Below are 20,901 nucleotides of genomic sequence, written 5' to 3'. Positions count from 1 at the left end.
CGCGAGCGAGCCATGCAACGCCTGATGCTGTTGAGTCTTTTCCTTGTCCACCTGTACGCGGGCGCCGCGCCGGCCGGCGCGATTGTGCTGTGGCCCGGCGCGCCGCCCGGCGGCGCGGCGCCCGGTCCGCAGCGCGACAGCGCCAAAGGCTCGATTACGCAGGTCGAACAACCGTATCTGATCGCCCACCGCCCGGCGCAGCCGAACGGCATGGCCATCCTGCTGGTCAGCGGCGGCGGCTATGCGCATATCGAGGCGGGCAAGGAGAGCGGCCCGGCCGCCAACTGGCTGCAGGCGCAGGGCATCACGGCGTTTGAGCTTGTGTACCGCCTGCCGCAGGAGGGCGGAGGCGTCAGCGCGCCATTCCAGGATGGCCAGCGCGCCATGCGCGTGATCCGCGCGCGGGCGGCCGAGTGGGGCATCGATCCGGCGCGCATCGGCATGCTCGGTTTTTCCGCCGGCGCGCACCTGGCCGGCATGACGGCCGTGCAGCCTGACGCTTCCCGCTACGCGCCCGTCGACGCCATGGATGGCGTCTCCGCGCGGCCCGACTTTGCCGTGCTGCTGTACCCCGTGCTGACCATGCAAGCGCCATTCGACACGACGCACGCGAAGAAGCAGTTGCTGGGCGCCCATCCCACGCAGGCGGCGCGCGACGCCTTGTCGGTGGAGCTGCATGTCGATGCGCGCACGCCGCCCGCTTTCATCGCGCAGGCGCTGGACGATCCCATTTCCCCGCCCGGGAACAGCCGGCTGATGGCAGCAGCCCTGCGCCGCGCAGGCGTGCCCGTCGAGCTGCATTTGTTCCAGCACGGCGGCCATGGCTGGGGCCTGGGCAAGCCGGGCAGCGAGCCGGCCGCCTGGCCGCAGCTGCTGCTGGCATGGCTGCGGGCGCATGGCTGGATGGCTCAGCCGGCAGGCTGAGCTTCCAGGTCGCGCCGTGCCGCATCCAGCGCCGCCTGGAGCTGCGGCAGGAACTGCTCCACGTTATCGAGCTGGCCGTTCGATGCCAGGGTTTCCATCTGGTGGCACAGGCCGTGCAGGGTAGGGCGGCTCAGGTAGCCGGCGCTGCCCTTCAAGGCGTGGAAGGCGGCAGCGGCAGCGCTGGCGTTGCCGTCGCGCACGGCGTGGCAGGCCAGGTCCAGGCGCCGCGGCGCTTCCGTCAGGAACGCTTGCGCGATGCGCTGCAAGTGCTGCGGCGACAGGCCCGCCAGCGGCAGGATGTGCACGGGCGCCGTCATGGGATCGGCCGGCGCGGGTGGCTCGTCGGCGGCGCCTTCCAGGCCGAACTGGCGCGCCAGGGCGTCGTCTTCGGTGGGCGTGGCAGGCGGCAGCGCGTGGCCGCGCGCCAGCAGCAGGTCGATGATGGCGTCGATTTTCTCGAACAGCAGCGCTTCGTCGACCGGCTTGCTGAGGAAGTCGTCCATGCCGGCGGCCAGGTAGCGTTGCCGGTCATGTTCGCTGGCGTTGGCCGTCAGCGCGAGGATGGGGATGTGCGCGTCGGGAATGGGGAATTGGGCGTTGCCGCCGTCGCGGATCAGGCGCGCGGCCTGTTCGCCATCCATCAGCGGCATGCGGCCATCCATCAGCACGCAATCGTAGGCGCCGGATTCCAGCGCGCGCAGCGCCTGCTCGCCGTTTTCCACGATGGTCACGTCATGCCCCATGCCTTCCAGAAGGGTGCCGATGATGATCTGGTTGGTGCGCACGTCTTCGGCGCACAGGATGCGCAGGCGGCAGGCGTGGCGCGCGTGGCGTGCGGGCCGGCGCGCGTCGGCCGCCGGCGCGCTGCCGTCTTGCAGCGGCAAGGTGAAATGGAAGCGCGAGCCGATGCCGACGCGGCTCTCCACGCCGATCGTGCCACCCATCAGCTCGACCAGTTCCTTGCAGATGGCCAGGCCCAGGCCCGTGCCGCCGTAGCGGCGCGTGGTGGAATGGTCGGCCTGCTCGAATTTCTGGAACAAACGGGGCAAGGTGTCCGCGTCGATGCCGGGACCCGTATCGCTGATGATGAATTCGATGGCGCTGCGGCCATCGTGGCGCGGCGGCGTGCGGGCGCGCCGCACTTCCAGCAGCACTTCGCCATTGGCCGTGAATTTCAGCGCGTTCCCCAGCAGGTTGATGAGGATTTGCCGCAGGCGCGTGGGGTCCGCGCGCACGTAGCGCGGCAGGTCCAGCGCCAGTTCGCGCCGCAGCAGCAGGCTTTTCGCATCGGCCTGGCCCTGCACGATGCCGGCCGCGTCGCCGATCAGCGCCAGCAGGTCGAAGTCCACGGTTTCCAGGGTCAGCTTGCCCGCGTCGATCTTCGAGAAATCGAGGATGTCGTTGAGGATGGTCAGCAGCGACACGCCGTTGTGCAGGCCGATGCGCAGGTATTCCTGCGTACGGCCACGTACAGACTGGTCGCGCAGGGCGAATTTCAGCATGCCGATGACCCCGGCCAGCGGCGTGCGGATGTCGTGGCTCATGGCGGACAGAAAATCGATGCGGTGGCGGCTGACCACTTCCGCGTGTTCCTTGGCCTTCAGCAGGGCGTCGTTGCTGAGGGTGAGCGCCAAAGTCCGTTCCTGCACGCGCTGTTCCAGGTTGTTGCGCAGCAGGCGGATCTGGTCGGCCAGGGCAAACGCCAGCAGCAAGCCGTCGAAGGTGCCGCCGAGCAGGGTCACCAGCTGGGCGTTGGCCACCATGGCGGGCATCAGGCCCAGGTTGGCCGGCAGGATCAGAAAGCCGGGCAGCATCAGGGCGACGAAGGCCAGCACGAAGAAGCGCGCCGGCTGGTAGCCGCGGCACCAGACGACGATGCCGCAGATGAGCGCCAGCAGCATCCAGATGCTGATGGCGATGGTGGCCAGGGTGTGGGCATACGACAGGGCGAAGAAGCAGCTGGGCAAGAGCAGCAAGGGCAGCACCAGATTGACCTTGCTGATCCGGTACAGCAGGGGCGAGTAGTCGCGCAGGCGCAGGAAATGCGTGTAGAACAAGGTGCTGAAGACGGGCAGCAGGAAAAACGGCACGTAATGCAGCTGCAGCATGTGCCAGTCGAACAGGTCGGCAAAGACGTGGAAGGTCATGGCCCAGGCCAGGCCATAGGTCAGCACGTACAGCGCGTAATAGGCCGAGGCTTTTTCCAGGGTGATGGAAAAGATGAAGAAATTGAACAGGCCCAGCGCCAGCAGGGCGCCGATGGATGCCACCATCAGGAAGTTTTCCTTGCCCACCAGCTTGCGGTAATCCTGTTGCGTCTTCACGCCGAACATGGGCGCGCGCGCATAGTAGGGGCTGGAAAAGCGGATCAGGATGTCATATGTGGCGCCCGGCGCCAGCTGCACGTTCCTGCCGTAGTGCAGCAGATATTCGTGCGGACGCTGGTAGCCCGTCAGCAGGGTCTGCGGCGCCGTCTGTGGCCCGGGGCCATACACGTGCAGATCGACCAGGTCGATCAGGGTATCGTTCGGGTCGATGACCCAGGCCGCTACGCTGCTGTCGTTGCGCACTTGCGCATGCAGCCAGTAGGCGCCGCCGAACAGGTCGACCTGTTCGGCCGGGCGCTGGCGCGCCAGCCAGGCGGGCAGGGCGGCCGCATCGGCAGGGGCGGCGTCACTTCCGGCGAGAAACAGTTGCCCACCGTTGCCCAGATGCTGGATGCCTTGTTTGTTCAGGGGCAAGGGTGTCGCCTGCGCCGCACCCGCCAGGCCCAGCAGGCTGATCAGCAAGCTGAACAGAAGCGGCCAGCCGCATAGCCAGGCGCTGACGCGGGAGCTGGAAGCGCGGTGGCTGGATGGGGGCGGGTGGGCTGGCATCGATGGGTTTGGTGATGGTCGCGCGGGAAATGGCGGCAACGCCGTTTGCTGTGGAGTACCCATTTTAATCGACTCTCGGTGGCACACGGGCAATTTCATGTCCTGCCGGCATGGCGAGCGCTCCGGTATCATGGCGCCTTTTGCCTGCGAGATATTCATGCTCAGTCCTGACCAGTTCCTGGCCTTCCTGGCCGCCGCCGTCGTCATTACCGCCAGTCCCGGCCCCGACAACCTGATGGTGCTGGGCGTCGGCATGTCGCGCGGGCGCCGCCAGGGCATGGCGTTCGGCCTCGGTTGCGCCCTCGGCTGCCTTACGCACACCGTGCTGGCGACCATCGGCGTGTCGGCCCTGCTGGCCGCCTCGCCCACCGCATTTACCCTGCTGAAAGTGGCTGGCGGCCTGTACCTGGTGTGGCTGGGCATCGGCGCCTTGCGCAGCCGTGGCGGCGCCAGGGTCGATGGCGCGGCGGCCTTGCCCGACGAGTCCTTGCTGCGCCTGTTCGGCAAGGGCTTGTTTGCCAACAGTATCAATCCGAAAGTCGTGCTGTTTTTCCTCTCGTTCCTGCCGCAGTTCATCGTCGCTGGCCAGGGCAATGCCAGCTGGCAGACGGCGCAGCTGGGCCTGGTCTTCACGGCGCAGGCTTGCGTGCTGTTCGGCCTGCTCGGCTATTTTTCCGGCGCCGTCGGCAAGTGGCTGAACCGCCGCCCGCGTGCCGGCCTGTGGCTGGACCGCGTGGCCGGCACCATCTTCATCGGCCTGGGCTTGCGCCTGATCCTGGCGCGCTGATTTCCTGCCGGGCGGTGATGCGGAACGCCAGTTCCATCTGGTCCTGCACGGCCATGGCCCCGCCCAGGACGGCGAATGGCACGATGCCGAAGTCGCTCTGTTTCAGCAGCAGGCTGCCGCTGGCCTGCAGGCGGCGTCCATCGGCCGCTTGTTCGATCCGCACCGGCAGCTGCACCGTGCGCGTCACGCCATGCAGGGTGATGTCGGCCTCGAGCACTTCCTTGTTGCCCGTGCGCCGGGCGTCGATGCGCACCCACGGATAGCGTTCCGCCTCGAGCACGCGCACCAGCATGTTGTGGCGTGTGCCGGCGATGGCGTCGGCCGACGGCGTCGTCGTCAAGCCGGCCGCCTGGCGCAGGCTTTCTTCATCCACACTCATCTCGTCCAGCCGGAACTGAAAGGCGGCGCGACCCGGCGCGGGCGCCACCACGCCCTGCAGGCTGCGGCTGGCGATCACGTGGTCATGTCCGAGCCGCGCCAGCGCGCCGCCGCGGCGCACGGTGATGGTCAGCAGGGATTCTTGCGGGACGATGTGCAGCACCTGCACGCCCTGCTGTTGCCACGCTGGCGCTTGCATGGCTGGTGCCGGAACTGGCGCGGCTGGCAGGGAGGCGGCGGGCGGCGGCGCGAACGGGGTGCAGGCCGCGAGCAAGGCGCAGGCGCAGGCCAGCAGCGTGCGGCGGTGGGCGTGTGGCGTCAATGAGGACTCCTGGCAGTGGATGGCAACGGTGTGGCGCAGGGCGCAATGGGGCGATAGTAAGCGATCCGGGCACCGGCGCGATAGCAGGATCGTGCGCGCGGCCGTTTTACAAGACCAATTCGGCCTGCCGGATGCCCTGTTTCGCAGGGCGGCATGCGTGAATGAAATGAAATTGGTATTAACGCAGATGTTTGAGAATGAATGGGAGGCTGCGCAGGATCGAATTATGGGCGCTTGGCCGCGGAAGGAAAATTCGTATTGAAATAATTAGTGATAATAAGAATTAATAATTTCTTTTGAAAAACAAACTACGCGTTTGATAGTTTCGCATCATTATGTAAATGATAATTTAAATATTATGTCGAGCTGATCAGTATGCGGCAGAAAATAGAATGTCAGCGTAACTACACGATTAATTTGATGATTGTGTTGTGAAATATCAACGAGATAATTTAATTTCTTTGTTGAAAATAAAAAAGTCACTGTTGTCGTACGCTTGAACTGTTACTTGTTCATATAATCATGACAATTAAATGTCATTTTTATATGCATCTGTGCTTGCCGCAGTACACTTCTTAGCGAACAACATGATCAAAACACCACAGGAAACGGCAGGCCGTTCCGGCCGCCATGCAGCTTTTTCGTCCTCCGGGCGCTACACGGGGATGCTGGCCGCGATAATCCGCCGCACCCGCTTGCCCCAGTTTTCCAAGTGTCATGTCGTTCCGCTGGCCCTGGCTTCCCTGCTGCTGGGCGCCGCCGCGCCCGCCAGTGCGCAAGTGCTGTGGGAGGATTACCGGGGCGTCGAGCGGGTGCCGGCCAATCCGCTCGCGCCCAATTACAACAATGGCTTCAACGCGGGCAGCGCTGGCCGGCTCGCCAGTTTGGCGGCGCTGGCCACCAATCCTCCCGCCAACGCGGCGCGCATGGGTACCTCGCCGCAGCTGGACTGGGCCAATGGCACGGCCGGCAATCCTGCGCAGTTATGCAACCTCGACACGCAGCAAACGTCGGCTGCCTGCCGGGCCTGGATCATGGGCCGGGTGATGTACACGCTGGTGGTCTTTCCACAGGCGGGAAATTACAAATTCAGCGTTGCGCATGATGATGACGTGAAAGTCGATTTCTCGACCCAGTATTCGACGAATTACCGCAATACCGTGTACAACGTGCCCGTGGGCAGCGTGGCCGAATATTCGAATAATGAAACGGATTTCCAGAATCTGGCCGGCAATTTCAATAGCGCCACGCCGGGCGGCTGTTATCTGGCCCGCGTCCTGTGGAATAACGTGGGCGGCATCAATTATTTGCACATGCGTTGGACGCGTCCTGACAATGTGACGGAAATTATTCCCGCAGCGCAATTGCGCGATCCCAGCCTGGCCAGTTCCTATGCCAATTGCACCAATAGCAAGACCGACCTGGCCGTCGGCAAGGTGGGCCCGGCGCAGTTCTCTGTCGGCAAGCCCTTGAGCTATACCGTGAAAATCTGGAACCGCGGCCCGGCCCTCAGCACGGGCGCTGCCTTCAACGATATATTGCCAGCCAGCTTGAGCAATGTCAGCTGGACTTGCGCCGCCAGCGGCAGCGCTTCCTGCGGCACGAAAACCTCGGGTTCGGGCAGCAACAGTGTCGGTATTACCTTGGGTAATTTGCCCGTGAATGCGGCCGTCAGCGACCCCACCACGGGTTCTTATCTGACCGTGACGATCACGGCCACGCCAGGCGACGCCGCCAGCATCGTGAATACGGCCAATGTGATCGTCTCGCCCAATGAAACGGATAGCGATCTCAGCAACAACAGCAGCAGCACCACGGCCACGGTCAGGACGAATACCTTGACGGTGCTGAAGGTGCTGGCGCCCGCCAGCGACAGCGGCCTGTTCATCATGAATGCCAACGGCACGGCTGGCGCGCAGGGCGGCAATGGCGCCACGGCCAGCGCCGTAGTGCGAGTTGGCAACCTCGCGACGTTCGCGGAAAGCGCGGGCACGGCCACCATCCTGGCCCAGTACCAGAGCAGCTACAGCTGCGCGCGCACGGATACGGCCGCCGTCATTTCCAGCGGCGCGGCCAGCGCGGGCAACCTCACCATGCCGGAAGCCCCCGTCACGTGTACTATCAGCAATCGCCGCCTGCAGGCGGACATGCAGGCGGTCACCACCGTGCCGCCCGGCCCCTACAATGCGGGCAGCGCCATCACCGTCACGGGCGTGTGCACGAATAACGGCCCCGACAACGCGGCCGCGCCCACCTGCGTGATGAGCGGCTTGCCGGCCGGCGCCACGCCCAGCTGCAGCGCGCCCGTGTCGCCCTTCATTCCCGGCTCGCGCATCAATTGCAGTTCGACCTTCAACCTGCCCGCCAGCGGCAGCCTGACGATCACCACGACGGCCGGCTCGACTACGCTGGACCCGATCCCAGCGAATAACGTCGACAGCGAGCCGCTGGGCGTCGTCAGCCCGCTCGTGCGCGTGCAGAAAACCGTCGACAAGGCGGCCGCCACGGTGGGCGACACCGTGCAATGGACCTTGAGCGCCGCTAACACCGGCACGGGCGCCACCACGGCGGCCCTGACCCTCGCCGATACCTTGCCGGCCAACCTGGCCAGCATCGTCGTCACGCCCACGGCGCCCACCACCTGCGCGGCGCTGGCCGGCAACACGCTCACCTGCACGGTACCGTCCGGCCTGGCGCCGGGCGCCAGCGCCCAGGTGATCGTCAGCGCCAGCCCCACGGCGGCAGGCAATTTCATCAACAGCGTGCTGCCGTCGGGAGGCAACGGCGCCAGCTGCGTCACGCCGGCCGCCTGCCAGACGACGACCGTCGTCAGCAAGCCGCTGGTCGACGTGACCACGACACTGAACGGTTTCCCCGGCACCTCGAACGCGGGCGACGTCATCGCTGGCGTCGTGACCTATGCCAACCTGGGACCGGGCGCGGCCGAAGGCGTGACGTACAGCCTGCAACTGGCCACAGGCCTGGCCGGCGTGTCGGTCACTGGCGTGAGCGGCACGTATGACGCGGGTACCGGCCTGATCACGTTCACGGGCTTGCCCGCGACCCTGGCGCCGGGACAGAGCGTCAGTTTCAACCTGTCGTACACCCAGCCGGGCAGCAATATTTCCTCGGTGACCAGCATCATCGCCACCACTTCCACCGAGGTGGCGAACGATTATCCGAACACGGCCACGGTGACGGTGCCGGGACCGAACGTGCGCGTCACCAAGACGGCCGACAAGGCCACGGCCAACGTGGGTGAGAATATCGTCTGGACGATCACGGCCAGCAATACGGGCAATGTCGCCAACCAGGGCGTCGTCAGCCTCGCCGATTTGCTGCCGCCGAACCTGGTGGTGACCAGCGTGGTGGCCGCACCGGGCGTGACGTGCCCGCCGCTGGCCAGCTGGGTGGCGTCGAGCACGCAGACGTGTACGGTCGCTGCCGGCCAGCTGGCCGCCCTGAACGGCAGCCGCACGGTCATCATCACCGCACACGCCACGGCCGCTGGCAGCCTGTCGAACCGCATCATGCCCAGCGGTCCGGACAACCCGGCTTGCAGCTCGGCCAGCGTATGCCAGACGACGAGCACCATCACCAGTCCGAAAGTAGCGGTGAAGAAAACCGTCGACCATGCCAGCGTGAATATCGGCGCGTCCCTGAGCTGGAGCGTCGTGGTGACGAACAGCGGCGATGGGGTGAGTACCGCGCCCATCACCCTGACCGATACCTTGCCGGCCAATCTGGCGAGCCTGAACGTGGCGCTGGTCGGCAGCGCCACCTGCGCCGTGCCAGCGGGTAATATCCTCACCTGCACGGTGCCAGCCGGCCTGGCCGCGAACGGCGGCATTGGCGGCTTTACCGTCACGGCCCAGCCCACGGCTGCCGGCACCTATGCCAATAGCGTCGTGCCGTCCGGTCCCGACAACCCGACGTGCGCCACTGCCGGCGATTGCGCCACCACCAGCACGGTGACCAGCCCCAGCGTGGCCGTGACGAAAAGCGTCGACAAGACCACCGTCAACCTGGGCGACACGATCACCTGGACCTTGAAAGCGCGCAATAACGGCAGCGGTCCGACGAACGCGGTCATTACCTTGACGGACAGCTTGCCCGCCAATGTGGGCGCGCTGCAAATATTGCCCGTTGCGCCAGCATCATGCGGCGTGCCGGTCGGCACCACGCTCACGTGCAGCGTGCCGGCTGGCCTGGCCGCCAACACGGAAGCGAGCATCGTCGTGAAAGCCGTGGCCAATGCGCCGGGCACGGTGGCCAACAGCCTCGTGCCTTCCGGCCCCGACAATCCTGCCTGCGCCACGCCGGGCGTGTGCCAGACAACGACGACCGTCACCAGCCCGAACGTGAGCGTGAAGAAAACCGTCGACAAGGCCACGGTCAACGTGGGCGAGACGATCACCTGGACCTTGAATGTCAGCAATAGCGGCACGGGCGCCAGCACGGGCGCGGTGACCTTGAACGATACCTTGCCGGCCGGCTTGACGAACGTCGTCGTCAGCCCGCAATCGCCCGCCACCTGCACCCCGCTGGCCGGCGCTACCCTGGCGTGCAGCGTGCCGGCCGGCCTGGCCGCGGGCGCTTCCGCCAAGGTGTTCGTGAGCGCCACGGCCACCCTGGCCGGCGCCGCCGTCAACGGCGTGGTGCCGGGCGGTCCCGATAACCCGGCCTGCGTGCAGCCCGGCGATTGCGGCACCACCACCACGGTGGTCAAGCTGCTGGTCGACGTCACCACCACCCTGAACAATTTCCCGCCGAATACGCTGGCGGGCGACAGCATTTCCGGCACCGTCACCTATGCCAACGTGGGACCGGGACCGGCCGAAGGCGTGACGTACACCCTGCAGCTGACGCCGGGCCTGGCCAACGTCACCTTGACGGGTGCCGTGGGCAGCTACAATCCCGCCACGGGCGTCGTGACCCTCAGCGGCTTGCCTGCGACCCTGGCGAATGGCCAGAGCACGAGCTTCAATGTCGGCTATACGCAGCCGGCCGACAACCTGTCGACGGTGACGTCGACGATCGCCACCACCTCGGTGGAAGTGGCGAACGACTTGCCGAACACGGCCATGGCGACCGTGCCCGGTCCCATCATCCGCGTGACGAAACTGGCCGACAAGACGACGGCCAACGTGGGCGAGACGGTGACGTGGACCATCACGGCGACGAACACGGGCAGCCTGGGCAACCTGGGCGTGGTGACCCTGACGGATATCCTGCCGGCCAACGTGACGGTACTGGCCGTGACGCCGGGCGCTGGCGTGACGTGTCCTCCGCTGGCCAGCTGGCTGGCCAACAGCGCGCAAGCGTGCACCGTCGCCCCCGGCCAATTGGCCGCCCTGAATGGCAGCCGCAGCATCACCATCAGCGCCACGGGAACGGCAGGCGGCAGCCTGGGCAATAAAGTGCTGCCGAGCGGACCGGACAATCCCGCCTGCGCGCAGGCCGCCTCGTGCCAGACCACGACTACCATCCTCAGTCCGCAGGTGGCCGTGCGCAAGACCGTCGACAAGAGCAGCATCAATGTCGGCGACGCGCTGACGTGGACCATTGCCGTGGCGAACACGGGCACGGGTGCGACGCGCGGCGTCATCACCCTGACCGATACCTTGCCGGCCAACCTGACCGTATGGCAGGTCCTGCCATCGGCGCCGGCCACCTGCGCCGTGCCGAATGGCAACCAGCTGGTGTGCGCGATTCCCGCCGGCATGGCCGCAGGTTCCACCTTGAATATCATCGTCAAGGGCCTGGCCACGGCGGCTGGCGCCTTCGTCAATACGGTGGTGCCGAGCGGTCCGGACAACCCGGCCTGTCTGCAGCCCGGCGATTGCAGCACCACCAGCACGGCCGTGAAACTGCTGGTCGACGTGACCACCACCCTGAACGGCTTCCCCGGCAGCACGCATGCCGGCGACACGATTGCCGGCACGGTGACCTTCAGCAATATTGGTCCCGGCGCGGCCGAAGGCGTGAGCTACAGCCTGCAGCTGGCGCCCGGCCTTGCCGGCGTTACCTTGAATGGCGTGACAGGCAACTATAATGCAGGGTCGGGCCTGGTGACGTTCACCGGCGTACCCGCGACCCTGGCGCTGGGGCAGGGCTTCAGCTTCCAGCTTGGCTACACCCAGCCGGCCAGCAATCTGTCGACCGTGGTCAGCCGCATCGCCACGACGTCGACGGAAGTGGCGAACGACCAGCCGAACGTGGCGACCGTCACCATGCCTGGTTCCATCATCCGCGTCAGCAAGACGGCCAACAAGGCCGTGGCGAACGTGAACGAGGAAATCATCTGGACGATTACGGCCAGCAACACGGGCAGCCTGGCCAACCAGGGCGCCGTGGTGCTGACGGACTTGCTGCCGCCAAATATTGTCATCACGGCAGTGACGCCTGACAGCGGCGTGACGTGTCCGCCGCTGGCCAGCTGGGTCGCCAACAGCAGCCAGAGCTGCAGCGTGGCTATCGGCCAGTTGGCGGCGGGCAATGGCCAACGCCAGATCGTGCTGACCGGCAAGGCCAGCGCGGGCGGCAGCCTGGCCAACCAGCTGATGCCGAGCGGACCGGACAATCCGGCCTGCTTCCAGGCCAGCAGTTGCCAGACCAATACCACCATCACCAGCCCGGCTCTGGCGCTGAAGAAGACCGTCGACAAGATTGCGCTGAATATCGGCGATAGCCTCAGCTGGAGCATCACCCTGGCCAACACGGGCACGGGCGCCAGCACGGCCGTTGCCACCGTAACGGATACCTTGCCGGCCGGCCTGGCGGATATCGTCGTCACGCCCGCCGCGCCCGTCACCTGCGCGCCGCTGGCCGGCAATATCCTGACGTGCGGCGTGCCGGCCGGCCTGGCCGCAGGCAGTGCCGCCACGCTGCAAGTGACGGCGCGCGCCGTCGCCGCCGGCAGTCTGGCCAATAGCGTCAGCGTCAGCGGTCCGGATACCCCCGTTTGCCTGCAGGCGGGCGATTGCGGCACCACCAGCACGGTCAGTTCGCCCCTGTTGACGGCGAGCAAAACCGTCGACAAGACGGTGGCCAACGTGGGCGACACCCTGATATGGAGCCTGAGCTTGCGCAATACCGGCACGGGGCCCAGCACGGCCATCGCTACCCTCAGCGATACCTTGCCTGCGGGCCTGGCGAACGTGCTGGTCACGCCGGTGGCGCCCGTCACTTGCGCCGTACCGGTGGGCAATGTCGTCACGTGCAGCGTGCCGGCCGGCCTGGCCGCGGGCAGCGCCGCCAGCGTCAAGCTGAGCGCCACGGCCAGCGCATCGGGCAGCCTTGTCAACGCGCTGGTACCCGGCGGGCCGGACAATCCCGCCTGCGCCGTTCCCGGCGATTGCCAGACCACCACGGTGGTGTCGAAACTGCTGGTCGACGTGACCACGACCTTGAACGGCTTCCCCGCCAGCAGCAATGCGGGCGACGCCATCCGTGGCGTGGTGACCTTTGCCAATACGGGGCCGGGCGTGGCGGAAAATGTTACTTACAGCCTGCAGCTGGAAACGGGCCTGGCCGGCGTGTCGCTCAGCGCCATCAGCGGCGCGCCCGGCATCAGCGGCGCCTACAACAGCAGCACGGGCCTGTTCGTGCTGAGCGGTTTGCCGGCCACCCTGATCGCGGGGCAGAGCGCCAGTTTCAACCTGTTCTACACCCAGCCGGCCAGCAACAGTTCGCGCATCAGCAGCGTGGTGGGCACCAGTTCCACGGAAATCGTCAATGACTTGCCGAACACGGCGACGACGAATTTGCCAGGCCCCGTGATCCGCGCCAGCAAGACGGTCGACAAAGCGAACGCAGCCGTGGGCGATATCCTGACCTGGACCATCACGGCGGTCAACACGGGCAACTTGCCGAATCAAAACCCGGTCGTCGTCAGCGACGTGCTGCCCGCCAACATCGTCATCGTCAGCGTGATGCCCGATGCGGGCGTCACGTGTCCGCCGGCGGCCAGCTGGACGCCGGGCAGCGTGCAGGCGTGCACGGTGGCGGCAGGTCAATTGGCCGCCAGCAATGGCAGCCGCAAGATCGTCGTCACGGGCCGGGGCTCGGTGGGCGGCAACCTGTCGAACCGCGTCGTGCCCTCCGGCGGCGACAATCCCGCCTGCGACACTGCCAGCGCCTGCCAAGCCACGAGCACCCTGGTGGCGCCGCAAGTCGCGGTGCGCAAGAGCGTCGACAAGAGCAGCGCCAACGTGGGCGACTTGCTGACCTGGACCATTACCGCCAGCAATGGCGGCACGGGCGCGACCAAGTCCGCCATCGTGCTGACCGACAACTTGCCAGCCGGCGTCAGCGGCGTACAGGTGTTGTCGACGCAACTGGCCACTTGCGCGCCAGTGGCCGGCAATATCGTCACCTGCAGCGTGACGGCTGGGCTGGCGCCAGGCGGACAGGCGCAAGTCGTGCTGCGCGCCACGGTAAGCGCCGCCGGCGTGCTGCAAAACACGGTGTTGCCTGCCGGTCCAGACAACCCCGTGTGTATCCAGGCGGCCGATTGCACTACCAGCACCACGGCCATCAAACTGCTGGTCGACGTGACCACCACCTTGAACGGTTTCCCCGGCACCACCAATGCGGGCGACCAGATCAACGGCATCGTGACCTTCAGCAATGCGGGCCCTGGCACCGCCGAGAACGTGACGTACAACCTGAAACTGGCGCAGGGCCTGATGGGGGTGACCTTGAGCGGCGCCGTGGGCAACTATGACGCCGTCAGCGGCATGCTGACGGTACAGGGTTTGCCGTCCAGCCTGGCGCTGAACGACGTGCACAGCTTTGGCCTGTCCTATATCCAGCCGGCCAGCAATGTGTCGACCATCGTCAGCATCATCGCCACCAGTTCCACGGAAGTGGCGAACGACTTGCCGAATACGGCAACGGTGACCATGCCGGGTCCCGTGATCCGCGTCACGAAGAGCACCAGCACGGTCAACGCCAACGTGGGCGACAGCATCGTCTGGACCATCACGGCCGTCAACAGCGGCGGCGTGGCCAACGCGGGCATTGTGACCCTGGCCGATATCCTGCCGGCGAATATCTCCGTGCTGGCCGTCAATGCCGACGCCGGTGTGACGTGTCCGCCGCTGGCCAGCTGGGTCGCGAACAGCGTGCAAAGCTGCCGCATTGCGGCGGGTCAGTTGGCAGCCGTGAATGGCGCGCGCAGCGTGCGCGTGACGGCCACCGGCACCCTGGAAGGCAATCTGTCGAACCGTGTCATGCCGAGCGGTCCGGACAATCCGGCCTGCGCGCAGGCCAGCAGCTGCGAATCGAGCGTGGTGCTGACGGGGCCGAAAGTGGCCGTCAAGAAAATCGCCAACCGCGCGGCCGCCAACGTGGGCGAGACCGTGGTGTGGACGATCAGCACCACCAACTCGGGCAGTGGTCCCACGCGCGCCGCCATGATCCTGGTCGATACCTTGCCGGCCGGCTTGACGAATGTGGTGGTGACGCCGCTGCGCGCCACCTGCGCGCCCGTGGCCGGCAATGTGCTCACCTGCAGCGTGCCTGCCGGCCTGATCGGCAATGGCGGCGAAGCCAGCGTGGAAGTGTCGGCCACCGTCACCCAGGCAGGCAGCGCGCGCAACAGCGTCGTGCCATCGGGTCCCGATGCGCCGCTGTGCCTGACCCCAAGCGATTGCCAGACCAGCACCAATGTCACCAGCCCCAGCGTAATGGTGAAGAAAGTGGCGGACAAGGCCAACGCCAGCATCGGCGACACCGTCAGCTGGACGATCACGGCCGCCAACGGTGGCAGCGGCGCCACCACGGCGGCCATCGTCCTGACGGATGACCTGGCTACCAGCCTGACGGACATCGCCGTCACGCCAGCGGCCCCCACCGTGTGCGCACCGCTGGCGGCAAATAAACTGGTCTGCACGGTGCCGGCCGGCCTGGCGCCCAATGCCGTGGCCGCCGTCACCGTCAGCGCGAAAGTGGCCGCCAGCGGCAGCTTGAGCAATACCATCGTGCCGACTGGCACGGACTTGCCGCGTTGCGCGCAAGCATCCGATTGCACGGCCGTCACGGAAGTGGCGAATCCGGCCATCGGCGCGGCGCTGGGCGTGGGCAAGGTGACCCAGCTGTCGGCCAAGGTCTTCAACGTGCCGTACACGGTGGTCGTCAAGAATGTGGGCAAGGGCACGGCATCGAACGTGCAGGCGCTCGACAGCCTGCGCGCCGCCTTCCCAGAGCCAGTGGCGTGCCGCATCGTCACGCCGCCTGCCGCTCCTGCCATCGGCGGCAGCAGGCAGCTGGCCGTCAACCCGGGCTTCACGGGCGGCTGCGGCGGCAGCGATCTGCGTTTGCTCAGCGGTGATGCGGCCCTGGCCGAAGGCGAACTGAGCGTCATTACTTTCACCGTGGAAATCACCGTGCAAGACAGCAGCGCGCCGCAGTACAACAACAGCGTGTTTGCCAGCGCCCTGGGCGGCAACATCACCAACGGTGGCGGCAGCATCAGCGTGCCGCCGGCGCCTGCGGCAGGTGTCATCGCCGCCAATCCGGGCTACACGCCGCCGGCGGGCAGCCTGGTGTTTGACGCTTCCAACAATGGCGGCGGCCATGCGGGCGCCGTGGCCACGGCCGCCGAGGTGGCCGCACTGGTGGAAAAGGTCGACCCGAACCGCAACGGTAATGCGTCGGAAACCGTGGGCGGCGTGCCGTTCACGGGTGAAGACACGCCCACGCCCGTGGTCTTGCTGCGCCAGGTGGTCGATGTCATCAAGGCGGTTTCGGCCCAGCAGCAAGTCGATGCCAGCAAGTTCGAGATCAGCTACACGGTGCAGGCGGCCAACCGCTATCCTGCCGGTTACCCGACCTCGACCATGGTGCAGGTGGCGGAAAACCTGAGGGCCGTCTTCCCCACGGCCACCAGCGTCACCCTCAAGCCGGGCAGCCTGGCCGTCACGGCGCGGCCCGCCAGCGCCACGGCCTGCGTCGCCAATCCCGACTTCAACGGTGCCACCGTGTTTGGCTTGTTGAATGGCAAGGGTGACTTGCAGCCGCAGGAAAGCTGCAGCATCGGCTTCACGGTGCTGGTCGACTTCGGCAGCGTGGCGGCGATTCCCACGGTGCCGCAATTGAACCAGGTGTATGCGAGCACCATGTTCGGCACGGACGGCGGTGGCATGAATATCGGCCACAGCTACAGCGGCACGGGTACGTCGACGACGCCGGTGGCCCCCGCCAGCGTGCTGGCCCTGGCCAGTTCGGCCGATACCTTGCTGCTGCCGGCCACGCCCGGCGCGACGCCGCCGAGCTTTACGCCCGTGGTGTTCAACACGACGGACAAGCCGATGTTGTTGATCAGCAAGAGCGTCAACAAGACCCAGGCCGAGATCGGCGACAGCCTGCAATACACGATCGAGGTGAAGAACACGGGCGTGGCGACGGCATTCGGCGTCAGCGTGCTCGATAAACTGCCGGCCGGTTTCCGCTATATCGATGGCACCACCACGCGCAACAATGTGGTGCAGCCGGATCCGTCCGGCAAGCCGGGGCCGCAGCTGAGCTTCAAACTGGAATCCCTGGCGCCGAACGCCAGCGCCAGCTTCCGCTACCGCCTGCGCGTGGGCGTCGGTTCGCTGCAGGGCGACGGCGTCAACCGCGCCCAGGCAACGACCACCAACGGCCCGCCGTCGAACGAAGCGCGCGCGAAAGTGAAAGTCACGGGCGGCGTGTTCACCACGGATGCCTGCCTCGCCGGCAAGGTGTTTGTGGACTGCAACAACAACCACGTGCAGGACGGCGAGGAGCTGGGCATTCCGGGCGTGCGCCTGTACATGGAAGATGGCACGAACTTCACCACGGACGTGGAAGGCAAGTACAGCTATTGCGGCATCACGCCGAACAGCCATGTGATCAAGGTCGATGGCGCGACCCTGCCACGTTTGAGCCGCATGATGGAAGCGTCGAACCGCAACCTCGGCGACCCGCACAGCCTGTTCCTCGATACCAAGAACGGCGAACTGCTGCGCGCCGACTTCATCGAGGGCTCGTGCTCGAATCCCGTGCTCGAGCAAGTCAAGGCGCGCCGTGCCCAGGGCGAAGTGCGCAGCGTGGAAAGGGAGGGCAGGGGACCGGGACTGAGTTTCAGCAGCCAGCCGGCCGCCGCACCGGCCCAGGCGACGGACAGCGCCAACCAGCCTGTCGTCGCGCCCCGCCTGGTCACGCCAGCCGATGGAGGCAGCCATGCGCAATAAGCCTCTTTTACCCTACTTGCCGCCTGCCAATGCCGCCAAAGAGAAACAAGCCATGAAGAGAACGCTCCCCGCGCCCCGGCGCATGGCCGCCGCGCTGGCCCTGCTGGCATTCCCGGCCGCCAGCCTGGCGCAACTGCCCTTGCCGGAGCATGCGGCAGGCTCCGTCGTGGCGGCGCCGTCCTTCCTCGCCGGCAAGGTCGGCGGCACCGATTACGCCATCAACCGGGGTGTGGCGCGCATCGCCGTCGAGACGGATCACGGCGAGGCACCGGCCGATGGCCAGAGCCCCGTCAAGGTGACGGTCAGGCTGTATGACGCGCAGGGCAAGCCCTTGACGGGCACGGCCTTGCTGACCGTCGAGGCCAGCGGCGGGCGTATCCTGCTGCCCGGCGCGCGGACCGATGAACTGGGCCCGGAGCGGCGCGACGCCGACAAGGTCACGCCCGGCACGCAATTGACGGTGGAGGATGGTGTAGCGAGCTTCAGCCTGCTGGCTCCGGCCACGCCGCAGGACGTGCTGCTGCGCGTGTCGGCCGGTGCCGTGGCGGCGCAGGGCACGATCAGTTTCTTGCCGGAACTGCGCGACATGCTGGCCGTGGGCTTGATCGACGGCATCATCAGCAAGCGCAGCCTGTCGAGCAGCGACATTTCGCCGTCGCGTTTCAATGACGGTTTCGAACGCGACATCCAGCGCTGGAGCCGCGCCTTCAACAATGGCAAGGCCAACGTGGCGGGCCGCGCGGCGATGTTTTTAAAAGGGACGATCCGTGGCGACGCCTTGCTGACGGCCGCCTACGACTCGGACAAGGATACGCGCGCGCGTCTCATGCGCGACGTCAATCCGGAAGAGTTTTATCCCGTCTACGGCGACAGTTCCGTGCGCAATTTCGACGCCCGCTCCAGCGACCGCCTGTATGTGCGCATCGACCAGCAGAAAAGCTATGTGCTGTACGGCGACTTCGCCACGGGAGACGGCTTCAGCCAGATGACGGGCGGCGGCGCCGTGGCCAACTTGCAGCAGAGAAAACTGGGCCAGTACAACCGCACGGCCACGGGCGGGCGCGGCCATTACGAGCGGGATGGCATCGTCGCGAATGCCTTCGCCATCAACGATAGCCTCAAGCAGGTCGTCGAGGAATACCGGGCGAACGGCACCTCGGGACCGTTTGCCGTGCGCAACAACAACGCCATCGAAAACTCGGAAAAGATCGAGATCGTGGTGCGCGACAAGAATCAGAACGGCAATATCGTGCAAGTGACGCAGCTGCGCCGTTTCGAGGATTACAGCTTCGAGCCGTTCAGCGGACGCATCCTGTTCAAGCAGGCGATCCCCGTGCTGACGCCGAATGGCGACCCGCAATCGATCCGCATCAGCTATGAGGTGGACCAGGGCGGCGAGAAATTCTGGACCCTGGGCGTGGATGGGCAAGTGCAACTGGGCAAGATGGTGTCGCTCGGCGGCTCGGCCGTGGAAGATAAAAACCCCTTGTCGCCGTATAAATTGCACAGCGTCAATGCGGGCTTGCGCTTCGGCGAGCACAGCCTGCTGGTGCTCGAAGTGGCGCGCACCACGTCCACCAGCTACAGCGCGGGCGGCAGCATCTACACGACGCCGTCCGGCCAGGCGGGCGAGCTGCGCGATGAAGTCAGCGGCAATGCGGCCCGGGTCGAGTTGCAGCACAAGGATGACAAGCTGGAAGCGAAAGCCTACTGGAACCGTTCCGACAGGGATTTCAACAATACTGCGGCCGGCATCACGGGCGGACGGGGCGAGGCAGGCGTGAAGGCGGGCTACAAGCTCAGTCCCGCCGTCACCGTGTATGGCGAGGCCATCCGCAGCGACGAGCGCAGCACGGATGCGCGCCGCGATGCGCAGCGCCTGGGCGTGGCGTGGAACGCCAGCGAACGCTGGCTGCTCGACGTGTCCGTCCAGCACATGAAGGAGAGCGGCGGCATGCCGTCGACGGCCGGCATCGCGCCGAATACCTCGCCGCTGGGCACGGGCCTCAATCCCACGGGCGGCTTCTTCGGCAACGGCACGGCGAACACGGCCATCGACCCCGTCACGGGCGGCAGCATCACCACGTTTGCGCCGATCAATCCCGGCGCTGGCACGGGCACGACGGCGCCGCTGGACGCCACCACCGTGCGCCTGGGGGCGCAATACAAGGCCACGGAGCGCTGGACGCTGAATGGCGACGTGGAAAAAAGCGTCTCCGATGCGGACCAGCACCGCTATGGCCTGGGCGCGCAATACCAGCTGGCCGAACGCAGCCGCCTGTACGCGCGCTATGAAAACCAGACGGGGCTGGCATCCGCCTACTCGCTCAATCCGGCCGACCGCAGCACCAGTTTCATCGCCGGCGCGGATACGGGCTACATGCCGGGCGGCACCGTGTTTGGCGAGTACCGCATGCGCGACGCCATGGATTACAGCCTCAGCAACCAGCGCGACCTGCAGCTGGCGTCCGGCTTGCGCAACACGTGGAACCTGGGCGAGGGGCTGGCGGCGAACACGAATATCGAATACCTGAAAGTCATGAATGGCCAGCAACAGCAAGCCGTGGCCGTGGCGGCGGGATTCGACTATGCCGTCAATCCCCTGTGGCGCGGCTCCGTCAAGCTCGAGTACCGGCGATTGTTCGACAGCGAGATCGCGCCGGGCAACCAGCGCCAGGATCAATGGCTCAATACCATCGCCTGGGCGCGCAAGCTGAGCCGCGATTGGACCTTGCTTGCGCGTAATTACCTGCTGTACACGCGCAACAACGACGACGCCAGCGGCGCGCCTGTCGGCAACGTGCTGCAGGATAGGGCGCAGCTGGGCTTTGCCTGGCGCCCCGTGGACGACAACCGTTTCAACGGCCTGGCCCGCTACGAGTACAAGACCGTGCGCGACCAGTCGCAGATCGATGGCGACAATTACCGCGCGCATATCGTTTCCACGCACCTCGATTACCACCCCAGCCGTCCGTGGTGGTTCACGGGCCGGGTCGCCGCCAAACACAACAACGACAAGAACCTGCCTGCCGGGCAAGAGAAATACACGGCATGGCTGTTTTCCGGGCGCACCGTGTACGACATCAGCAAGCACTGGGACATCGGCGTGCTGGCTGCCGTGATGGGCAGTCCGCAAGGGGGCAGCCGCCAGTGGGCCAATGGTGTCGAAGTGGGCTATCTGCTGGCGCAAAACCTGTGGCTGTCGGCCGGACACAACTGGTCGGGCTTTTCCGACCGCGACCTGACGGGCGCCGACTACACGGCGCGCGGCCCCTACCTGCGCCTGCGCTTCAAGTTCGATGAAAACTTGTTCAAAGGAAAAGACGCCACCATCAACCGTACCCTGGCCCGGCCATGAAAACCACCATGACTCCGAAAATGACACCGACGATG

6 protein-coding genes are annotated in these 20,901 nt (G+C 66.1%); 4 read left to right on the top strand and 2 right to left on the bottom strand.

Features of this window, described 5'->3' with window-relative positions:
- Positions 1-12: 12 nt before the first annotated feature.
- The gene (locus BLT98_RS05870; protein WP_244517402.1) at positions 13-924 is read left to right on the top strand and encodes an alpha/beta hydrolase; all 912 of its coding nucleotides are present in this window, start codon (positions 13-15) and stop codon (positions 922-924) included.
- On the opposite strand, the gene BLT98_RS05865 is transcribed toward BLT98_RS05870, so the two are convergent.
- A complete protein-coding gene (locus tag BLT98_RS05865; protein ID WP_244517401.1) occupies positions 909-3,959 on the bottom strand; it encodes a hybrid sensor histidine kinase/response regulator in 3,051 nt (1,016 codons plus the stop codon). The two genes, BLT98_RS05870 and BLT98_RS05865, sit on opposite strands and share 16 nt — an antisense overlap.
- On the opposite strand from BLT98_RS05865, the gene BLT98_RS05860 reads away from it, so the two are divergent.
- Complete coding sequence (locus BLT98_RS05860; protein ID WP_034779141.1) at positions 3,958-4,587, top strand: LysE family translocator; 630 nt, start codon at positions 3,958-3,960, stop codon at positions 4,585-4,587. The genes BLT98_RS05865 and BLT98_RS05860 overlap by 2 nt on opposite strands.
- On the opposite strand, the gene BLT98_RS05855 is transcribed toward BLT98_RS05860, so the two are convergent.
- Positions 4,550-5,287: a YceI family protein gene (locus tag BLT98_RS05855; RefSeq protein ID WP_244517400.1), complete on the bottom strand. Its 738-nt coding sequence runs from the start codon at positions 5,285-5,287 to the stop codon at positions 4,550-4,552. The two genes, BLT98_RS05860 and BLT98_RS05855, sit on opposite strands and share 38 nt — an antisense overlap.
- Positions 5,288-5,874: 587 nt before the next feature.
- Between BLT98_RS05855 and BLT98_RS05845 the strand changes: the two genes are divergently transcribed.
- The gene (locus tag BLT98_RS05845) at positions 5,875-17,508 is read left to right on the top strand and encodes a DUF11 domain-containing protein (RefSeq protein ID WP_170846302.1); all 11,634 of its coding nucleotides are present in this window, start codon (positions 5,875-5,877) and stop codon (positions 17,506-17,508) included.
- Positions 17,509-17,560: 52 nt separating this feature from the next.
- Positions 17,561-20,866: a hypothetical protein gene (locus BLT98_RS05840; RefSeq protein ID WP_139179121.1), complete on the top strand. Its 3,306-nt coding sequence runs from the start codon at positions 17,561-17,563 to the stop codon at positions 20,864-20,866.
- The last annotated feature ends 35 nt before the right edge of the window (positions 20,867-20,901 follow it).

It is taken from the genome of Janthinobacterium sp. YR213 (assembly GCF_900099875.1).
GTDB classification, from domain to species: Bacteria; Pseudomonadota; Gammaproteobacteria; order Burkholderiales; family Burkholderiaceae_D; genus Janthinobacterium; species Janthinobacterium lividum.
This window is presented reverse-complemented; position numbering and strand designations above follow the sequence as displayed.